The sequence below is a fragment of the uncultured Tateyamaria sp. genome, from assembly GCF_947503045.1.
GTDB lineage: Bacteria > Pseudomonadota > Alphaproteobacteria > Rhodobacterales > Rhodobacteraceae > Tateyamaria.
The window spans coordinates 489,730-506,217 of record NZ_CANNCF010000002.1 but is presented as its reverse complement, the minus strand read 5'-3'; the positions used below and the strand labels follow the sequence as shown (position 1 = coordinate 506,217).

General features: G+C 60.2%; 11 protein-coding genes. 10 read left to right on the top strand and 1 reads right to left on the bottom strand.

Annotation, left to right across the window (positions count from 1 at the left end; genetic code table 11):
* Window positions 1–90: 90 nt before the first annotated feature.
* From Q1A89_RS10885 to Q1A89_RS10865, 5 genes are all read left to right on the top strand, one after another.
* Complete coding sequence (locus Q1A89_RS10885; RefSeq protein WP_299727526.1) at window positions 91–1,971, top strand: filamentous hemagglutinin N-terminal domain-containing protein; 1,881 nt, start codon at window positions 91–93, stop codon at window positions 1,969–1,971.
* Between the two features lies 1 nt (window position 1,972).
* Window positions 1,973–3,607 carry a ShlB/FhaC/HecB family hemolysin secretion/activation protein gene (locus tag Q1A89_RS10880; protein ID WP_299727523.1) on the top strand — a complete coding sequence of 545 codons (1,635 nt, stop codon included), beginning with the start codon at window positions 1,973–1,975 and terminating at the stop codon, window positions 3,605–3,607.
* A 30-nt stretch (window positions 3,608–3,637) separates the two neighbouring features.
* Entirely contained in the window at window positions 3,638–4,474 is an 837-nt protein-coding gene (locus Q1A89_RS10875) for a tetratricopeptide repeat protein (RefSeq protein ID WP_299727520.1), read from the top strand.
* Between the two features lie 217 nt (window positions 4,475–4,691).
* Window positions 4,692–5,384: a phosphatidylserine decarboxylase gene (locus tag Q1A89_RS10870; RefSeq protein ID WP_299727517.1), complete on the top strand. Its 693-nt coding sequence runs from the start codon at window positions 4,692–4,694 to the stop codon at window positions 5,382–5,384.
* Window positions 5,381–6,118, top strand: a complete 738-nt coding sequence (locus Q1A89_RS10865) for a CDP-alcohol phosphatidyltransferase family protein (RefSeq protein WP_299727514.1) — start codon at window positions 5,381–5,383, stop codon at window positions 6,116–6,118. Before Q1A89_RS10870 ends, Q1A89_RS10865 begins: the two co-directional genes overlap by 4 nt.
* Before the next feature lie 15 nt (window positions 6,119–6,133).
* Here Q1A89_RS10865 and Q1A89_RS10860 read toward each other — a convergent pair whose 3' ends face one another.
* A complete protein-coding gene (locus Q1A89_RS10860) occupies window positions 6,134–6,688 on the bottom strand; it encodes a cupin domain-containing protein (RefSeq protein WP_299727513.1) in 555 nt (184 codons plus the stop codon).
* Window positions 6,689–6,919: 231 nt separating this feature from the next.
* Between Q1A89_RS10860 and gabT the strand changes: the two genes are divergently transcribed.
* The 5 genes from gabT to Q1A89_RS10835 all read left to right on the top strand — a co-directional run bounded on the left by gabT (window position 6,920) and on the right by Q1A89_RS10835 (window position 16,486).
* The gene (gene gabT, locus Q1A89_RS10855; protein ID WP_299727511.1) at window positions 6,920–8,326 is read left to right on the top strand and encodes a 4-aminobutyrate--2-oxoglutarate transaminase; all 1,407 of its coding nucleotides are present in this window, start codon (window positions 6,920–6,922) and stop codon (window positions 8,324–8,326) included.
* Between the two features lie 343 nt (window positions 8,327–8,669).
* Window positions 8,670–9,632 (top strand): TAXI family TRAP transporter solute-binding subunit, encoded by a 963-nt coding sequence (locus tag Q1A89_RS10850; RefSeq protein WP_299727509.1) that lies wholly within the window; start codon window positions 8,670–8,672, stop codon window positions 9,630–9,632.
* Window positions 9,633–9,734: 102 nt separating this feature from the next.
* Window positions 9,735–12,506, top strand: coding sequence for a TRAP transporter permease (locus Q1A89_RS10845; RefSeq protein ID WP_299727506.1), 2,772 nt, complete (start codon window positions 9,735–9,737; stop codon window positions 12,504–12,506).
* A gap of 190 nt (window positions 12,507–12,696) precedes the next feature.
* Window positions 12,697–13,671, top strand: coding sequence for a carbon-nitrogen hydrolase family protein (locus tag Q1A89_RS10840; protein WP_299727503.1), 975 nt, complete (start codon window positions 12,697–12,699; stop codon window positions 13,669–13,671).
* A gap of 73 nt (window positions 13,672–13,744) precedes the next feature.
* The gene (locus Q1A89_RS10835) at window positions 13,745–16,486 is read left to right on the top strand and encodes an aminotransferase class I/II-fold pyridoxal phosphate-dependent enzyme (RefSeq protein WP_299727500.1); all 2,742 of its coding nucleotides are present in this window, start codon (window positions 13,745–13,747) and stop codon (window positions 16,484–16,486) included.
* Window positions 16,487–16,488 lie beyond the last annotated feature (2 nt).

Genomic DNA, 16,488 nt, shown 5'->3' with positions numbered 1-16,488 from the left:
ACAACTTTGAATAGCCTTGCCATGATTTTTGGGGTCCTTTACACGTTCTGCGAGTTCACGCGATGTTGGTGATGTTCAGGGGTTCAAAACATGAAATCTTCGCAGGAACTGCTTGCCCTTGTCACTGTCTGTGCCGCGATGTTCACATCGATGCCCGCGCTGGCGCAGAGCATAACTTTAGACGGGCAAACTGCAACATCTCTTCGGTCAGGGACAGGCGGGCGGATCGAAATTGAGATTGCGCCGCCCAGCAATGGCGTGTCTGTCAATTCCTTTGATCGCTTCAACGTGCCCACGACTGGCGCCGCCTTTGACAACACTTCGACCGGGGCCAGCGCGATTGTGGCGGATGTCACCGGGCGCGAGGCCAGCCGCATGGAAGGCACGCTGGAAGTGCTGGGTGCGCGGGCCGATGTCATCGTGGCCAACCCCAATGGATTTTTGCTGAACGGTGCGCGGTTTGAGAACATGCGCGGACTGGCGATGGTCGCGGGGCGGCGCCAGGCCGGGACGCTGGCCTATGAAGTGGCTCCGGGTGGCGGCGCGATCGAGGTGGGCTCTGCCGGGGTGGTCGCCGATGTGCGCCGTCTGGACCTGATCGCGCGCAGCATCCGCGTGAGCGGGGCCGTGGGTGAATCCGGAAGTGCGCCCTTTTTGCGGTTCAATGCAATCGCCGGGGCCGGAGGTGCGACGTTTGATCCCAATGCGGTGTCTGTTGATGTTGACGGGTACCTCGCCCTTACCGGACGCGGCCAGCCGGTGGGCGACGCAGTGTCCCTGACCCTGACTGAAGGCGCGATGGTGTCTGGAGGTCGGCTGACCCTGACGGCGGATGGCCGCGGGGCCGGGGTTGTCATGGCCGGTGAGGGTCTCGCCTCGGCCGGGGATTTCACGATGACGGCGGATGGACGGATATCGCTGGGTGGCGCAACCATCCGCGGTCTGACGGGCGTTAAGATCAAGGGCAACGAGATTGCCGCCACCGACACGACCATTGGGTCGGATTTCGAGGGTGCAGACCTTGAGGCCGTGGCGGGGATGTCATTGGCCGATACGGATATTGCGGCCGGCGACATCGCCCTGAACGCAGGCGGGTCGCTGTCGATCACCGCAGGCACAATCGAGGCGCTGGAGGATCTGACCGTCTCCGCCGCGTCGCTGAGCCTGACCAGCCGCAGCGCGGCCGATATCGCCGTTTTGCGCGCGCAACAGGACGTCGTGCTGCGCCTTGGTGGTGAATTCACCAACAATACCGGGCTTGTGCAAAGCCGGGGCGACACCGAGATCGCGGTCGGCGGCACGCTGCACAACGTGCTGAACACCGATGCGCGAAATGAACCGATTGCCGGGCTCAACCTGGCGACCTTGCAGGCGGATGGCACGCTGAGCATCACGGCCAATCACCTGCACAATGATGGCGGGCTGATCCGGGCTGGCAGCGGTCTGTCGCTGGCGGGCGGAGATGTGACCAACACCCTCAAGCGCATTGGCGAGGTGCAGGTGAACCGCAGCTGTTTCCTGTTTTTGTGCCGCAGCTATGCCACGGGTGCCTTCCGGTTCTCTGGGGGCGGGATCGAATCTGATTCAACCATCTCTGCCGACCTGAGCGGCGCGTTCCGCAATATCGGCGGCACGGTTAGCGCGACCTCGGGGCTGTCGATTGATGCGGCGTCCATTGATTTCCAGCCCCTGCGCTATGACAGCTTTTACACGCTGCCCCGTGGTCCCAGCACCCTGTTCTTTGGCAAGCGGACGCGGCGTTTTGCGACCTATGAGACTGGCCAATTGTTTGCGCCGAATTTCGGATTTTCGATGATCGCGCGCACCGGTCCGTTACGGTTTGTGGGCACCGATGTGTCGCCGAATGAATTGTTGGACAGCCTTGCGGAGGCCGAGATTGTCGCCGTCCCGCCAGAGGTGATCCGTGCCAACGGTCAGGGGTTCGGGGTCTTTTCCGGGATTCTGGATTGAGATGCGCTGGCTTGCTGTCCTAACAGCCATCGCGGGACTTGCCGCAACGTCGGCATGGGCGCAAGGCGTCGGTCCGGGCGGGCAGACACTAGCCAATACCGTGCGCGACGAGGCCGCCCGCGCCGCCGCCCGCCAATCTGCCGAAACGGCCAAGCCCGGGCTTGCCATCGACATAACACCGGTTGATCCGGTCGAGGCGGAGGCGTTTTGCCTGCCGATCACGGCAATCAATGTGGAAGGGGTCACGCTGGTCGCGGACGAATTGGTCAACGAAACCCTTGCCCGCTATGCCCGCGACTGCATGGGGCCAATCGGTGTTGACCAGCTTTTGCAGGCACTGACTGACCTATATCTGGAAAGCGGCTATATCACCTCGCGCGCATATATCCCGGAACAGGATGTGAGCGGAGGCACCCTGACCCTTGTGGTGGTCGAGGGGTTCGTCGAGGCGGTTGCGATCAGCTATGTGGTCAACGGCCAACCGGTCGCGGATGTGCCTGCCAGTCGGTTGTCTCGTGCGCTGGGATTGCGGGCGGGCGATCCGTTGGAGTTGCGCACACTCGAGCAGGGCCTTGATCAGGTGAGCCTACCGGGCTCGGCGCAGACGGCGCTCGATATTCAGCCCGGCACGCAAATCGGTGGGTCAGTTCTGGTGCTGGAAATTGCTGACGACGACCGTGTGCGGGGCAACCTGTCGCTTTTGACAAGTGTGCAGGACGGGGAAGTGGCACCGCGCCTCAGCTTTAACGTGACGGCGGACAACCTGTTGCAGGTCAATGATATCTGGTCGATCAGCTTTTCTGGTACAGAGTCCAGCAACGCCCTGACCGGCAACATCGCGCTGCCCCTGCACCGGGCGACTTTTGATCTGAGTTTTGGATTTTCTGAACAGCTTTCGCTGATTTCTCCCACGGTCGAATTGCTGGAACAGACACCCTCTGTCGGCCTTGGCTATACGTTTCTGATCAACCGCAATGCCAACAGCAAGACCCGCCTGTCGCTGCGTCACGCGCGGGAAAAGACCTTTCGCTATGCCAACGGTGTGTCGCTGACTCCGGTGGGTGTCTGGCTGACCCGCATCGGGGTTGCGCGTGACATCATAGGCAACGGTACCTTTACCGGGCTGAGCGCTGCATTGTCGCAAGGGCGCGCGGATGGCGGCGGGGGATACAGCATCTTTGAGGCGTCTGCCCGGCACTTTCGAGGCTTTGAGAATGGTGGGCAGTTGTATGTGAGCGCCGCCGTGCAGGCGGCCTCGGACGAATTGCCAAGTGCGCACCGCATCTTTATCGGCGGCACCGGGCAGGTACGCGGGTTCGAGACGGGATCGTTCGGCGGTGATCACGGTCTGACCCTCAGCGCCGAATACTCCGCACCCCGATTGTTCGAGTCCAAAAGCGAGACCAAGCTGATGATGGACTTCGCCAATCTGCGTCCGTATATTTTCACCGATGCGGGCACAGTGCGCCAGATCAATGGCGTGGATACGGTGATGATGTCCGTGGGCGGAGGCGTGCGCGGAAACATCGGGCGCATGACCCTCGACATGGGATTGGCACTGCCGGTTGCAGCAAGCGGTTTCGCCAGAAAACAGGGTCTGGGTGTGCGCCTGACCCTGGGAACGAAAATATTCTGATTCACTCTGACAAGAACGGAAAGACACTCAATGACATCCAAGTTCATCACGGCGGTTTTCGCCACCTTCCTGACCTCCACCGCCGTGCTGGCCGATCTGAATGAAGGGCTGGCCGCGCTTGAGGCCGGGGATTTCCCCGTTGCCGCAGAGCAGCTGGCCGCCGCAGCCGACGCGGGCGAGGCGGATGCAAATTTCTACCTTGGCCGTATGCTGGAACTTGGCATGGGGGGACAGGCGGACCTGCCGACGGCGATTGAGCTTTACAAACTGGGTGCCGAAGGCAACAGCGCGCTGGCCCAAAACCGTCTGGGTCTGTTGTATCTGCAGGGTGAATTCGTGCTGCAGGATTATGAACGCGCGGCCGAATTGCTCTGCGGGTCTGCCGATCAGGGCGACGCCAACGGTCAATTCAATTGCGGTCTGCTTAAGCTGCAAGGGCAGGGTATGGAGGCGGATGCCGAAGGTGGCATCGCAATGCTGAAAGACGCCTCGGGCCAAGACCACATTGGCGCGATGAACGTTTTGGCACAGGCGCTGATTGCTGGTGAGATCACTGAAAAAGACGAGGCCGAAGGCCTGCGCCTGATCCAAAAGACCGCCTCGTTCGGAAATCCGGTTGGGCTGTTTTCCCTGGGGCAGGCCTATGCCGTGGGTCTGGGGATCGACAAGAACCTCGTCGAGGCCCACAAGTATTTCAACCTCGCCGCCGCGAATGGCCATCCTGATGCGCTGCAGGCCCGGCAGGTGGTCGAGCAACAACTCGAGTCTGATCAGGTGATCGAGGCGCAGCGCGCCGCACGGATCTGGCGCCCCGAAGTGGTGGCGCCGCGGTCGCTGCAGGATACGGACGCAACGGTTACGGAATAAGTGACAGCAGGCGATGGCAATGCGCCTTCGCCGCAATTCGAACGGTCAATGCCCCTCCATGGATGGGGCATTGACGAAGACACCGAAACGATGATCGCCCCTGTTCCGGCGATATGGACTGCCATAACCTCTGCATTCGCGTGCATGCCTTGGGCAATTGGATTATGTCTGACAGAATTGCCGCCGCACACTGTCGTTTAGACCCGAAAGATTTCTCATGAATATGCTGAAAATTGTTGCGGTTCCCATGCATGAAGAGGGCCGCAAATTCGTGGCGATCTTTGCCGGGATCACGGTTGCGCTGTCCTTTGTCTGGATGCCGCTGTTCTGGCTGGGTGTGGGCGCGACGGTGTGGTGTTATTACTTCTTTCGCGATCCGGTGCGTGTCGTGCCCCAGCAAGAGGGGCTGGTGCTGTCCCCGGCGGATGGCATCATTTCCCTGATCGAGGATGTCGCCCCATCCGCTGATCTGGACCTTGGCGATGATCCGGTGACGCGGGTGTCCGTGTTCATGAACGTGTTCAACTGCCATGTGAACCGCGCGCCCATCTCAGGCAAGGTGACCCATGTGGTGTACCGGCACGGCAAGTTCCTGAATGCATCGCTGGACAAGGCAAGCGAAGACAATGAGCGCAACAGCATCACAATCGAGGCAGTGGATGGCGTCCGGATCGGGGTTGTGCAGATCGCTGGTCTCGTGGCGCGCCGGATTGTCTGTTTCGTGAACGAAGGGAGCAGCTTGGGCGTCGGTCACCGCTTTGGCCTGATCCGGTTTGGCAGCCGTCTGGACGTCTACCTGCCCAAGGGCGTGTCACCCCTTGTCGCGGTGGGACAGACGGCCGTTGCCGGGGAAACGGTGCTGGCTGATTTGTTGGATCCATCGCGCGTCCGCATCGGGCACCCTGAATGAGCGGCGCGTCCCGCATCAAGCTGCGCCATATTGTGCCGAGCGTTGTTACGGCCTTTGCCATTTGCGCGGGCATGTCCTCGATCCGGATGAGCCTTGAGGGCCATGTGGAAATGGCGCTCTATTTTATCTTACTGGCGGTCTTTCTGGATGCAGCGGATGGAAAACTGGCCCGGTTCCTCGATTCAGCCAGCCCGTTCGGGGCTGAACTGGACACGCTTGCCGATTTTTTCAACTTTGGCATCGTTCCGGGCATATTGCTTTACAACACGCTTTATATCGACACGCCTTATGCCAGCTTTGGTTTTCTGGCGACGCTGGTACTGGCGGTATGTTGTGCGCTGAGGTTGGCGCGGTTCAACCTGTCTGTAAAAAGCACGGATGTGAGCCTGAAAAGGGACAATCATTTTGTCGGCGTTCCGGCCCCGGCGCTGGCCTGTCTGGCGCTGTTGCCGATCTACATGCACCTGCACGGGTGGCAGGATACGGACCTGCCGGTTGCACGTGCGTTCTACATCATCGGGGTCGGGATGCTGGCTGTCAGCACCCTGCCGACGCTGTCGATCAAACATGCCAGCATTCCGCGGTCCTATCTGCCGATTGCGATTGTCGCGGCCATGGTGCTGGTGATGTGTTTGACGGTCTTTCCCTGGCCGACGCTGATCGCCGCGAACTGCCTTTATCTGGCAACCCTGCCGCTGTGCTACGTCGCGCAGTTGAGGCAGGCCAGGGCCTGACAGCGCTTGCGTGCATTAGAAGGTTGGCGGGGTGCAGGCGCTCACGATCCGGCAGGTTGTCTTGCCGACATTACGGAACCGATGGAGCTGGCGGCTGTCAAATAGGTATCCGTCGCCCGGGCCCAGCACCCTGACCTGATCGCCGACGGTGATCTCGATCTCGCCTTCCACGACCAGCCCGCCTTCTTCGCCCTCGTGGCTGAGCAGTTCGGGGCCGGTATCGGCATCGGGTGGATAGGTTTCGTCAAGGATCTGGAGCGTGTGTGTGGTCGCGTCACCCAATTGCCGCAACGAGACTGCAGCAGGACCGGATTGCGGCGCAACTTCTGTCAGCTCTGCCGCGGTGAAAAATATCTTGGTGTCATTTGAGTCTTCGAGCGTTGCAAAGAACTCGGCGATGCTCATGGGAATCGCATCCAACAGGCTCTTTAGCGACGCGATCGACGGGCTGGTCTTGTTCTGTTCGATCAGCGAAATCGTCCCGTTGGTCAAACCGGCCCGTGCGGCAAGTTCCCGCTGAGACATGCCCTTTTCCTTGCGAATGGCCAGTATTCTCTTGCCGATGTCCACAAAGCCGCCCCTTTGTCTGTGAATTTATCTTGTGGATACAAGGTAGTGCAAAGTTCTGTGCCCCGTAACCCGCTGGCGTCGAAATAACGACCTGCAAATCGCATTTTGATGTGGTCACAAACGCGGTCTCAAATAGCCATTGACAGTTTATTTAAACGGATTATGAGAATTTTAAACGCTGCCTTCAGGATTGGCTGGGGGCGCATTTCAGTCTGAAAAGGGATCTGAACCATGCCAAAGACGTCCAAAGCCAAGCGTACCTCCTCGACCACGAAACGCGCCACTTCGGCTGCAAAGCGCAAGCCGCTGATCGCGGTTGTGCCGGACGCGGCGAGTGAAAAATCCAGCAACGCGGCCCTGCTTGAGCGTCGTGAAGCTGCTGTTCCACGCGGTGTCGCCTCGGCTGCACCGATCTTTGCTGAGCGCGCCGAGAATGCGGAACTGTGGGATGTCGATGGCAAGCGTTACATCGACTTTGCAGGCGGCATTGCCGTTCTGAACACGGGCCACCGCCACCCCAAGGTCATCGCCGCCGCCAAGGCGCAAGAAGACCTCTATACCCACACCAGCTTTCAGGTTGTCCCTTATGAGCCCTATGTCGCGCTGGCTGAAAAGCTGAATGCGCTGGCCCCGGGTGATCATCCGAAAAAGTCGCTGCTGGTCACCACTGGTGCCGAAGCGGTCGAAAACGCGATCAAGATCGCGCGTGTTGCAACGGGCCGTTCCGGCGTCATCGCCTTTAGCGGTGGCTACCATGGCCGCACGCTGCTGACGCTGGGCATGACCGGCAAGATCAGCCCTTATAAAAAGGACGTTGGTCCGTTCCCAGCGGATATCTACCGCGCGCCGTTCCCGTCCGTGCGGGATGGCATCAGCGTGCAGGACGCCCTGACCGGCCTACAAAACCTGTTCCTGACAGATGCGCAGCCCGACAAGGTCGCGGCCATCATCATCGAACCCGTTCTGGGCGAAGGTGGCTATACGCCAGTGCCGTTCGAGATGATGCAGGCGCTGCGCCAGATCTGTGACGAACATGGCATTCTGCTGATCGCCGATGAGATTCAAGCAGGCTTTGGCCGGACCGGTACGTGGTTTGCGATTGAGCATTCCGGCGTGGTGCCTGACCTGATCACGGTCGCCAAATCCATGGCCGGTGGGTATCCGATTGCCGGTGTGATCGGACGTGCCGACGTGATGGACGCGACATTGCCTGGCGGTCTGGGTGGCACATACGGTGGCAACCCGGTGGCTTGCGCCGCCGCCCTCGCCGCAATCGAGGCGATCGAGGAAGAAGGTCTGCTGGCCCGCTCTACGGCGTTGGGCGAAACGTTCCGCGCCCGCTTTGCCGACATGGGCGCCCGCGTGGCCCCGTTCCGGATGTGGGACATTCGTGGGCTCGGCGCGATGCTGGCCATCGAATTCGTAACCGATTTCGAAACGGCCACGCCTGACGCGGCCCTGACCAAGGCGGTCATCGCGCATGCGCTGAAACGCGGTCTGATCCTGCTGGCCTGCGGCATGCACGGCAACGCGCTGCGCATCATGGTGCCGCTGACAGCCAGCGACGAGATCATCGCCGAAGGGCTCGAGATGTTCGAGGCGGCGCTGGCCGACGCGATGGCAGAACTGCACGGGTAAACCCCCGACCGAACAAGACAACACGAAGGCGGGCCAATGGCCCGCCTTTTCCGTTGTGCGTGAACGCTCGCGCCTGCGTTTCGTCGATGTTCCGGCAAAACGCTGATGCCCTGTTTAACCAACTTGCTAAAAATAATTAACAGCGCTAGCCTTCCCCGATGATGCTTCCTTGGTCATCTGCAACCAGAACAGGAGCGAGAGCATGCGCTGCAACGCAGCTTTTGGTTGAGTTCTTTTGAGAATCCGCTGACTAATGGAGCATGGAGGGTGCGCAACGCGCCCGAAAAGAGACAGACCTTCGTCAAAGAGGGCAGAGATCATCACGATAATCCGGGAGAAAAAAATGAAGTCTTTTAAATATCTTGCGTTCGCTGGGGCCATGATGGCCGGTGGCGCGGCCACGGCCCAGGAACAGTTCATCACCATCGGGACCGGTGGTCAGACGGGTGTCTACTTTGTTGTGGGTCAGTCGATTTGTCGTCTGGTGAACCGGGGCACAGCCGATCACAACCTCAAGTGCACCGCGCCCTCGACAGGTGGGTCCATTGCCAACATCAATGCGATCAAAGCAGGTGACATGGATATGGGTGTGGCCCAGTCCGACTGGCAGTTCCACGCCTATAACGGGTCGGCCAAATTCGAAGAGGACGGCAAGTTCGAGAACCTGCGCGCCGTATTCTCGGTGCATGGAGAACCCTTTACCGTCATCGCGCGCGCGGATGCGGGCATCAAGACGTTTGACGACCTCAAGGGCAAGCGTGTGAACGTGGGCAACCCCGGATCCGGTCAGTTGGCCACGATGCAGGTTGTTCTGGACGCCAAGGGCTGGTCGATGGACGATTTCGCACTGGCCTCTGAACTCAAGCCAGCCGAACAGGCCGCCGCACTGGGCGACAACAAGGTGGATGCCATCGTCTACACCGTTGGCCACCCCAACGGCTCGATCCAGGAAGCGGTGTCCACAACCGAAGCCAACATGGTGACGGTTGACGGCGAAGCAATCGAAGGTCTGATCGCGAACAACCCGTTCTATGCTGCAGCCACGATCCCCGGCGGCATGTATGAAGGGTCGCCCGATGACACGTCCACATTTGGCGTCAAGGCGACATTTGTCACATCCGCAGATGTGGATGACGACGTGGTCTATCAGGTGGTCAAGGCCGTCTTTGACAACTTTGACCGCTTCAAGCGCCTGCACCCCGCCTTTGAAAACCTGACCGAAGAAGAGATGATCTCCGGCGGTCTGTCTGCTCCGCTTCATGACGGTGCGGCCAAATACTACCGCGAAAAAGGCTGGATCGAATAAGCAGCAATGCCTGTTTGATCGATTGAACATCAGCGCGGCGGTGCATTCGCCGCGCTGACACATCCATACAAAGGCCGGTTAACGTGCCGTCGGGGGGATATCATGACTCAAGATCCAAACCAGCAACAGGCGGCTGCCGTCGAGAACGAGGCTGCCGGACGCGGAGGACTGTCCCAGGAAGAGCTGGACGCACTGGTTGCGTCCTCTGACACTGGTGGACGGGGCGCAACGGGCCCGGTCGGAGTTTTCCTGACATGTGTGGCGCTTGCGTGGTCGCTGTTTCAGCTTTGGATCGCCTCGCCCTTTCCTTTCATCGTCGGCTGGGGCGTGTTCAACGACACCGAAAGCCGCTCTATCCACCTGGCTTTTGCCATCTTTCTTGCCTTTGCCGCCTTCCCGGCGTCGCGCACCAAATTCCAGCTGGGCCTTGGCATCGTCGTGCCGGTTGTGCTGGCCTATCTGTTCATGACAGGCGCCAAGGCCGAGACCACGACGTGGTGGATTCCCGTTGTTGCGCTGGGTGTGATCGGGGCTGTTGCCCTTGGGTCCCCCAAGGATCGTGTGCCGGTCTGGGAATGGGCGCTGGCCATCATCGGTGCCATTGCGGCCCTCTATCTCTTTGTCTTTTACCGCGACATTTCGGGCCGGGTCGGTGCGCCCATCCTGCAGGATTTCGTCGTGGCCGTGATTGGCCTCATGCTGCTGCTTGAGGCGACGCGACGTGCGCTTGGGCCTGCGTTGATGATCGTGGCCTCGGTGTTTCTGATCTACACCGTACTCGGGCCCGTCATGCCCAGCATCATCGCCCATAAGGGCAACAGCCTGTCCGAGATTGTGAACCACCAGTGGATCACCACCGAAGGGGTGTTTGGCATCGCGTTGGGGGTGTCGACCGGGTTCGTTTTCCTCTTCGTGCTCTTTGGGTCGCTTTTGGACCGTGCGGGTGCTGGCAACTATTTCATTCAGGTCGCATTCAGCCTCATGGGCCACATGAAGGGTGGACCGGCCAAGGCTGCTGTCGTTTCCTCGGCCATGACCGGTCTGATCTCGGGGTCTTCCATTGCCAACGTTGTGACCACCGGTACGTTCACCATCCCGCTGATGAAAAAGGTCGGCTTCAACTCAGAAAAGGCGGGCGCGGTCGAGGTGGCCAGTTCCGTCAACGGGCAGATCATGCCACCCGTGATGGGCGCGGCTGCGTTCCTGATGGTCGAATATGTGGGCATTCCCTATTTCGATGTGGTCAAGCACGCGTTCCTGCCTGCGGTGATTTCCTACATCGCGCTGGTCTATATCGTGCACCTAGAGGCGCTGAAGGCCGGGATGGAGGGTCTGCCTCGCGCCTACGTGCCCAAGCCCATTGTGCAGCGACTGATCGGTATCGCCTTCACCATCGCCGCAATCTGCGCGATTTCCTTCGGGGTCTATTACGGGATGGGCTGGATCCGGCCTGCATTCCCAGACACGGCCGGGTATATTATCTTTGCCTTCCTCACCATCGTCTACGTCGCCCTGCTATATGTTTCGAGCAAGGAAGAGCCGTTGGAACTGGACGACCCCAACGCGCCGGTGACGGCGCTGCCCTTGCCGGGGCCGACAATCCGGTCGGGTCTGCACTTTGTGCTTCCAGTTGTGGTGCTGGTCTGGGCGCTGATGGTGGATCGTCTGTCGCCGGGCCTGTCGGCCTTCTGGGCGACGTCCTACATGATCTTTATCCTGCTCACCCAGCGTCCGCTGACCGCGCTGATGCGCGGTGAGGGGCGTCTGGCCAGTGCCATCGGCAACGGTGTGACCGACCTGATCGACGGGTTGGAGACCGGCGCGCGCAACATGATCGGGATCGGCATCGCCACGGCGACCGCTGGTATCATCGTGGGCGCGGTCAGCCAGACGGGGGTCGGTTCGGCCCTTGCAGACGTGGTCGAAGTGCTGTCGGGGGGTAATATCCTGGCCATCCTGTTCCTGACGGCGATCCTGTCTCTGATCCTCGGGATGGGTCTGCCGACGACGGCCAACTACATCGTGGTGTCGGCCTTGTTGGCGCCAGTCATCGTGACGCTGGGCCAGCAGAACGGTCTGATCGTGCCGCTGATCGCCGTGCACCTGTTTGTGTTCTACTTTGGGATCATGGCGGATGTGACGCCGCCCGTGGGGCTTGCCAGTTTCGCCGCTGCGGCGGTGTCAGGGGGCGATCCGATCAAGACGGGTGTGGTGGCGTTCTTCTATTCGCTGCGCACCGCCGCCCTGCCGTTCCTGTTCATCTTCAACACGGAGTTGTTGTTGATCGACGTCAGTTGGGTGCAGGGCATATTCGTCTTCATTGTCGCAACAATAGCGATGTTGCTGTTCGCAGCCGCAACCCAAGGCTTCTTTCTGGCGCGCAACCGCTTTTACGAGACGATTGCGCTGTTGCTGATCGCCTTCACCCTGTTCCGGCCCGGTTTCTGGATGGACATGGTGTCGCCGCCCTATAGCGAGGAACAGCCCGCCGAGATTGCCGATGCGGCGTTGGCAACCCCCGTGGGTGAGGACCTGCGTCTGCGCGTGGCCGGTGTGAATGATCTGGGTGATCCGATCGAGTTTGTGGCCGTGCTGACCATTCCGGACGGCGCAACCGGCGAAGAACGCCTTGAAAACGCGGGCCTGTTGTTCCGCAACGAAGGCGAGACGCTGTTCATCGACGATGTGTCCTTTGGCAGTGCGGCGGAAACGGCGGGGCTGGATTGGGATCAGGAAGTGCTGCGCGTGCTGCGCCCGGTGGGTCAGCCCAGCAAGTATTTGATGTTCCTGCCTGCGTTGCTGCTGCTGGCCGGTGTCATATTCCTGCAGCGGGGTCGGGCTGCCCGAGCGCCCGCCAAGGCAGTGGCGACATAGAGGAGGACGCCGTGACCCAACCCGTCTTTGCCACCGTGCATGTGGCCGCGCCAACCCATGGGCGAGAAACTGACGGAATGGTGTGCAAATCACCTGTTTTCGTTCGTTGCGTAAGGGCGTAGGGCATGTGCAAAGCAGTGCTTGAATGGGTCCGACATGGACCGGCCTGCGTGCATGGAGATATGGACGAATGACCCCTTTCGCAATTGCTGGCGTGCAGATGTACGTCAACGCCTTGCAGCCCAACGTTGACGGCATGATGCAGCGTCTTGACGTGTTGATGGCGCGCTTTCCCTGGACCCAGATGGTGCTGTTCAGCGAACTGGCCCCCTTTGGCCCGCTTGAGCGGTTCAAGCTGCCGCAGGAAAACGACATCATCAACAAATTCTGTGATGCCGCACGGCGTCACAAGGTCTGGCTGATCCCGGGGTCGATGTTTCTGACCCATCCCGAGGACGGGCGCGTCTATAACACGTCGCTGGTGATCGACCCCGACGGCAATGTCATCCGCCGCTATGCCAAGATGTTTCCGTTCCTGCCATACGAGGCGGGCATCGCGCCGGGCGCCGAATTCTGCGTCTTTGACGTGCCGGGTGTGGGCCGATTCGGCCTGTCGATCTGCTATGACATGTGGTTCCCCGAAACGACCCGCCAACTGACCAGTCAGGGCGTCGAGGTGCTGTTGCACCCGGTGCTGACCGGCACCACGGACCGCGACGCCGAACTGGCCATCGCACGCGCCACGGCAGCCCAGTTCCAGTGCTATGTGATCGATGTGAACGGCCTTGGGGCCGGGGGCGTCGGCAAATCCTGCGTGGTCGATCCGACATCGCTGGTGCTGCACCAGTCCGGCGGGCAAGAGGATATGTTCCCGATCGAGGTGGACCTGTCGATGGTCCGTCGCCAGCGCGAAACGGGGATGAAGGGCCTTGGTCAGGTGCTGAAAAGCTACCGGGACCGGGCTGTCGATTTTTCGGTTTATGACCGCAGCAGTGGAACGGATGCGTTCCTGCACACGTTGGGTCCATTGGAGGTACCACAGCAGGGCTCGCGTGCGGGGTTGCATGTCGATGTGCCCGCAACACTGGAGGCTGAACGAGCGGCGCGTGCGCCGATCTTTGGCCGCGACGCTTCGCCCGCCATGGGCAAAACAACAAGCGGCTGATCCGCAGGGTCTGCCAGCGGCAACGCTGACGGGCCATTCATCGCGGATCAGCCCATAATAGGGAGGACGACCGATGGATTCCGTCAGCGACTATTACTCGGCAACGCAATTGCGCACCGACAGATGGAGCGCCTTGCGTGAAGTGTCCGCAGAACTTGCGCGCAACGCACCTGCCAAAATCTCTGCCAAGAACCGCGCCAAGGTGCAGGAGCTGTTTGACTCGCTGGCCCTGATCGAACCCTATTGGGCCTTTCCGGGCATGGCCGCCTTTGATCACATGCGTCGTCTGTTTGATCACGGCAGTTACGAGGATCTGTCCTTTTCCGTCCACCGTGTCACACGCGCGCTGACCACTGGCGCCTATCGACGGCGCCACATTCCGCTGGAACGCGACAGCATCGACAAGGAAGAACATGACGACGAGGCGCTGTTGTCCCCCGAGGCACGGGCGCTGACCAAACCCTATTTCGAAGTGCTGATCGTCGATAGTGTCAGCGAACAGCAGGAACGCTGGCTGAAATCCAACGTCTCGCGGATGCGCCGGGTCGAAGACCCGTTCACCTACGAGGCCGTCGTGGTCCCCAGCCTTGAGGACGCGCTGATCGCGGTTCTGTTCAATCACAACATTCAGGCCATCGTCGTGCGCCCCGGGCTGGTGCTGAAATCCAAGCTCGACAATGAAATCCTGCACAGTTTCCTGAACCGCGCAGGCGGGTCCGAAACCATCGATGCGATGCAGCCCGAGGATTACGGCCCCGAACTCTGTCGCCTGATCGCCCGGGTCCGTCCCGAGCTTGATGCCTATCTGGTCACCGAACGTTCGGTCGAGGATATTGCCGGGCTAGATTTGGGGATTTGCCGCCGCGTCTTCTATAATCAGGAAGACTTTATGGAACTGCACCTCAACATCCTGCGCGGTGTCGAGGCGCGCAACAAGACGCCGTTCTTTACCGCGCTAGTGAATTATTCCAAGCAGCCCACGGGCGTGTTCCATGCCATGCCCATCAGTCGCGGCAAGTCGATCACCCGCAGCCACTGGATTCAGGATATGGGTGCGTTTTACGGGCCCAACATCTTTCTGGCCGAAACCTCGGCGACGTCCGGGGGCCTCGACAGCCTGTTGGAACCACACGGGCCCATCAAGGAAGCCCAGGAAATGGCCAGTCGGGCCTTTGGGTCCAAACAGACCTTCTTTGCCACCAACGGGACGTCGACCTGCAACAAGATCGTGGTGCAGGCCGTGGTCCGCCCCGGTGACATCGTGCTGGTAGATCGCGACTGCCACAAGTCGCACCACTACGGCATGGTGCTGGCGGGGGCCGAGGTGGTCTATCTCGACAGCTATCCGCTCAATGAATACTCGATGTATGGCGCGGTGCCCCTGCGCGAAATCAAACACCAGTTGCTGGAGCTGAAAGCGGCGGGCAAGCTGGACCGCGTGCGGATGCTCTTGCTAACCAACTGCACCTTTGACGGGCTGGTCTACAATGTTGAACGGGTGATGGAGGAATGCCTCGCCATCAAACCCGACCTCGTATTCCTGTGGGACGAGGCGTGGTTTGCTTTTGCCCGCTTCAGCCCGACATACCGTCAACGTACGGGTATGCGTACCGCCAACAACCTGCGCAAGCGGTTGCGCACGGACGAACACAAGGCGGCCTATGAGGCCCAGCAAAAGGAATTGGCCGATGCCAGTGACGAGGCCTTGCTGGACGCGCGCCTGATCGCACCGCCGAATGCGCGCATCAGGGTCTATGCCACGCAATCCACCCACAAGACGCTGACTTCGCTGCGGCAGGGGTCGATGATCCACGTGAACGATCAGGACTTCAAGGGCGAGGTCGAACAAAGCTTTCACGAAGCCTACATGACCCACACCTCCACTTCGCCGAACTACCAGATCATTGCCTCGCTTGATGTCGGGCGCAGGCAGGTGGAACTGGAAGGGTTCGAGTTCGTGCAGCGCCAGATCGAAGCGGCGATGTCCATGCGCCGTGCGATCACGTCCCATCCGTTGCTGCAAAAGTATTTCAAAGTGCTGACTGCAGGCGACATGATCCCCAACCAGTACCGGCAAAGCGGCGTGACCAGCTATTACGACACCGAACAGGGCTGGACGGATATGTGGGATTGCTGGGCGCAGGACGATTTTGTGCTCGATGCAACCCGCGTGACCCTGTCCGTCGGCGGCACCGGCTGGGACGGCGATACGTTCAAGAACGACGTGCTGATGGATCGCTATGGCATCCAGATCAACAAGACCTCGCGCAACACCGTGCTGTTCATGACCAATATCGGCACCACGCGGTCCTCGGTCGCCTATCTGATCGAAGTGCTTGTCGAGATCGCCAATGAGCTTGATGACCTTCTGGATGATGCCTCAAAGATGGAGCGGCTGTCCTTTGATCGCAGGGTCAAGAACCTGACGGAAAACTACCCGCCGCTGCCGGATTTCAGCCGCTTTCACGACGCGTTCCGACCCGACAATGAGACGCCCGAAGGGGACATCCGCACGGCCTATTACCTCAGCTACGATGAAAAGAACTGCGATTACCTGGAACTCGACGGCTCGCTTCAGGCGTCCCTTGAGGCGGGCGAGGAAATCGTCTCGGCCAGCTTTATTATCCCCTATCCGCCGGGCTTTCCGATCCTTGTGCCGGGGCAGGTGATCAGCCCCGAAATCCTCGCCTTCATGCGCGCGCTCGATGTCAGCGAAATCCACGGATACCGCCACGATCTGGGCCTGCGCGTCTTTACTCCTCAGGCCTTGGCCAGCGTGCCAAAGGCCAAAACACTTAAAACTGCAGCCGAATAAGG

What these genes read in the sequence shown, in the direction of transcription:
- Q1A89_RS10885 (WP_299727526.1), top strand. Translation starts at nt 91, where the DNA reads ATGAAATCTTCGCAGGAACTGCTTGCCCTTGTCACTGTCTGTGCCGCG.
- Q1A89_RS10880 (WP_299727523.1), top strand. Translation starts at nt 1,973, where the DNA reads ATGCGCTGGCTTGCTGTCCTAACAGCCATCGCGGGACTTGCCGCAACG.
- Q1A89_RS10875 (WP_299727520.1), top strand. Translation starts at nt 3,638, where the DNA reads ATGACATCCAAGTTCATCACGGCGGTTTTCGCCACCTTCCTGACCTCC.
- Q1A89_RS10870 (WP_299727517.1), top strand. Translation starts at nt 4,692, where the DNA reads ATGAATATGCTGAAAATTGTTGCGGTTCCCATGCATGAAGAGGGCCGC.
- Q1A89_RS10865 (WP_299727514.1), top strand. Translation starts at nt 5,381, where the DNA reads ATGAGCGGCGCGTCCCGCATCAAGCTGCGCCATATTGTGCCGAGCGTT.
- gabT (WP_299727511.1), top strand. Translation starts at nt 6,920, where the DNA reads ATGCCAAAGACGTCCAAAGCCAAGCGTACCTCCTCGACCACGAAACGC.
- Q1A89_RS10850 (WP_299727509.1), top strand. Translation starts at nt 8,670, where the DNA reads ATGAAGTCTTTTAAATATCTTGCGTTCGCTGGGGCCATGATGGCCGGT.
- Q1A89_RS10845 (WP_299727506.1), top strand. Translation starts at nt 9,735, where the DNA reads ATGACTCAAGATCCAAACCAGCAACAGGCGGCTGCCGTCGAGAACGAG.
- Q1A89_RS10840 (WP_299727503.1), top strand. Translation starts at nt 12,697, where the DNA reads ATGACCCCTTTCGCAATTGCTGGCGTGCAGATGTACGTCAACGCCTTG.
- Q1A89_RS10835 (WP_299727500.1), top strand. Translation starts at nt 13,745, where the DNA reads ATGGATTCCGTCAGCGACTATTACTCGGCAACGCAATTGCGCACCGAC.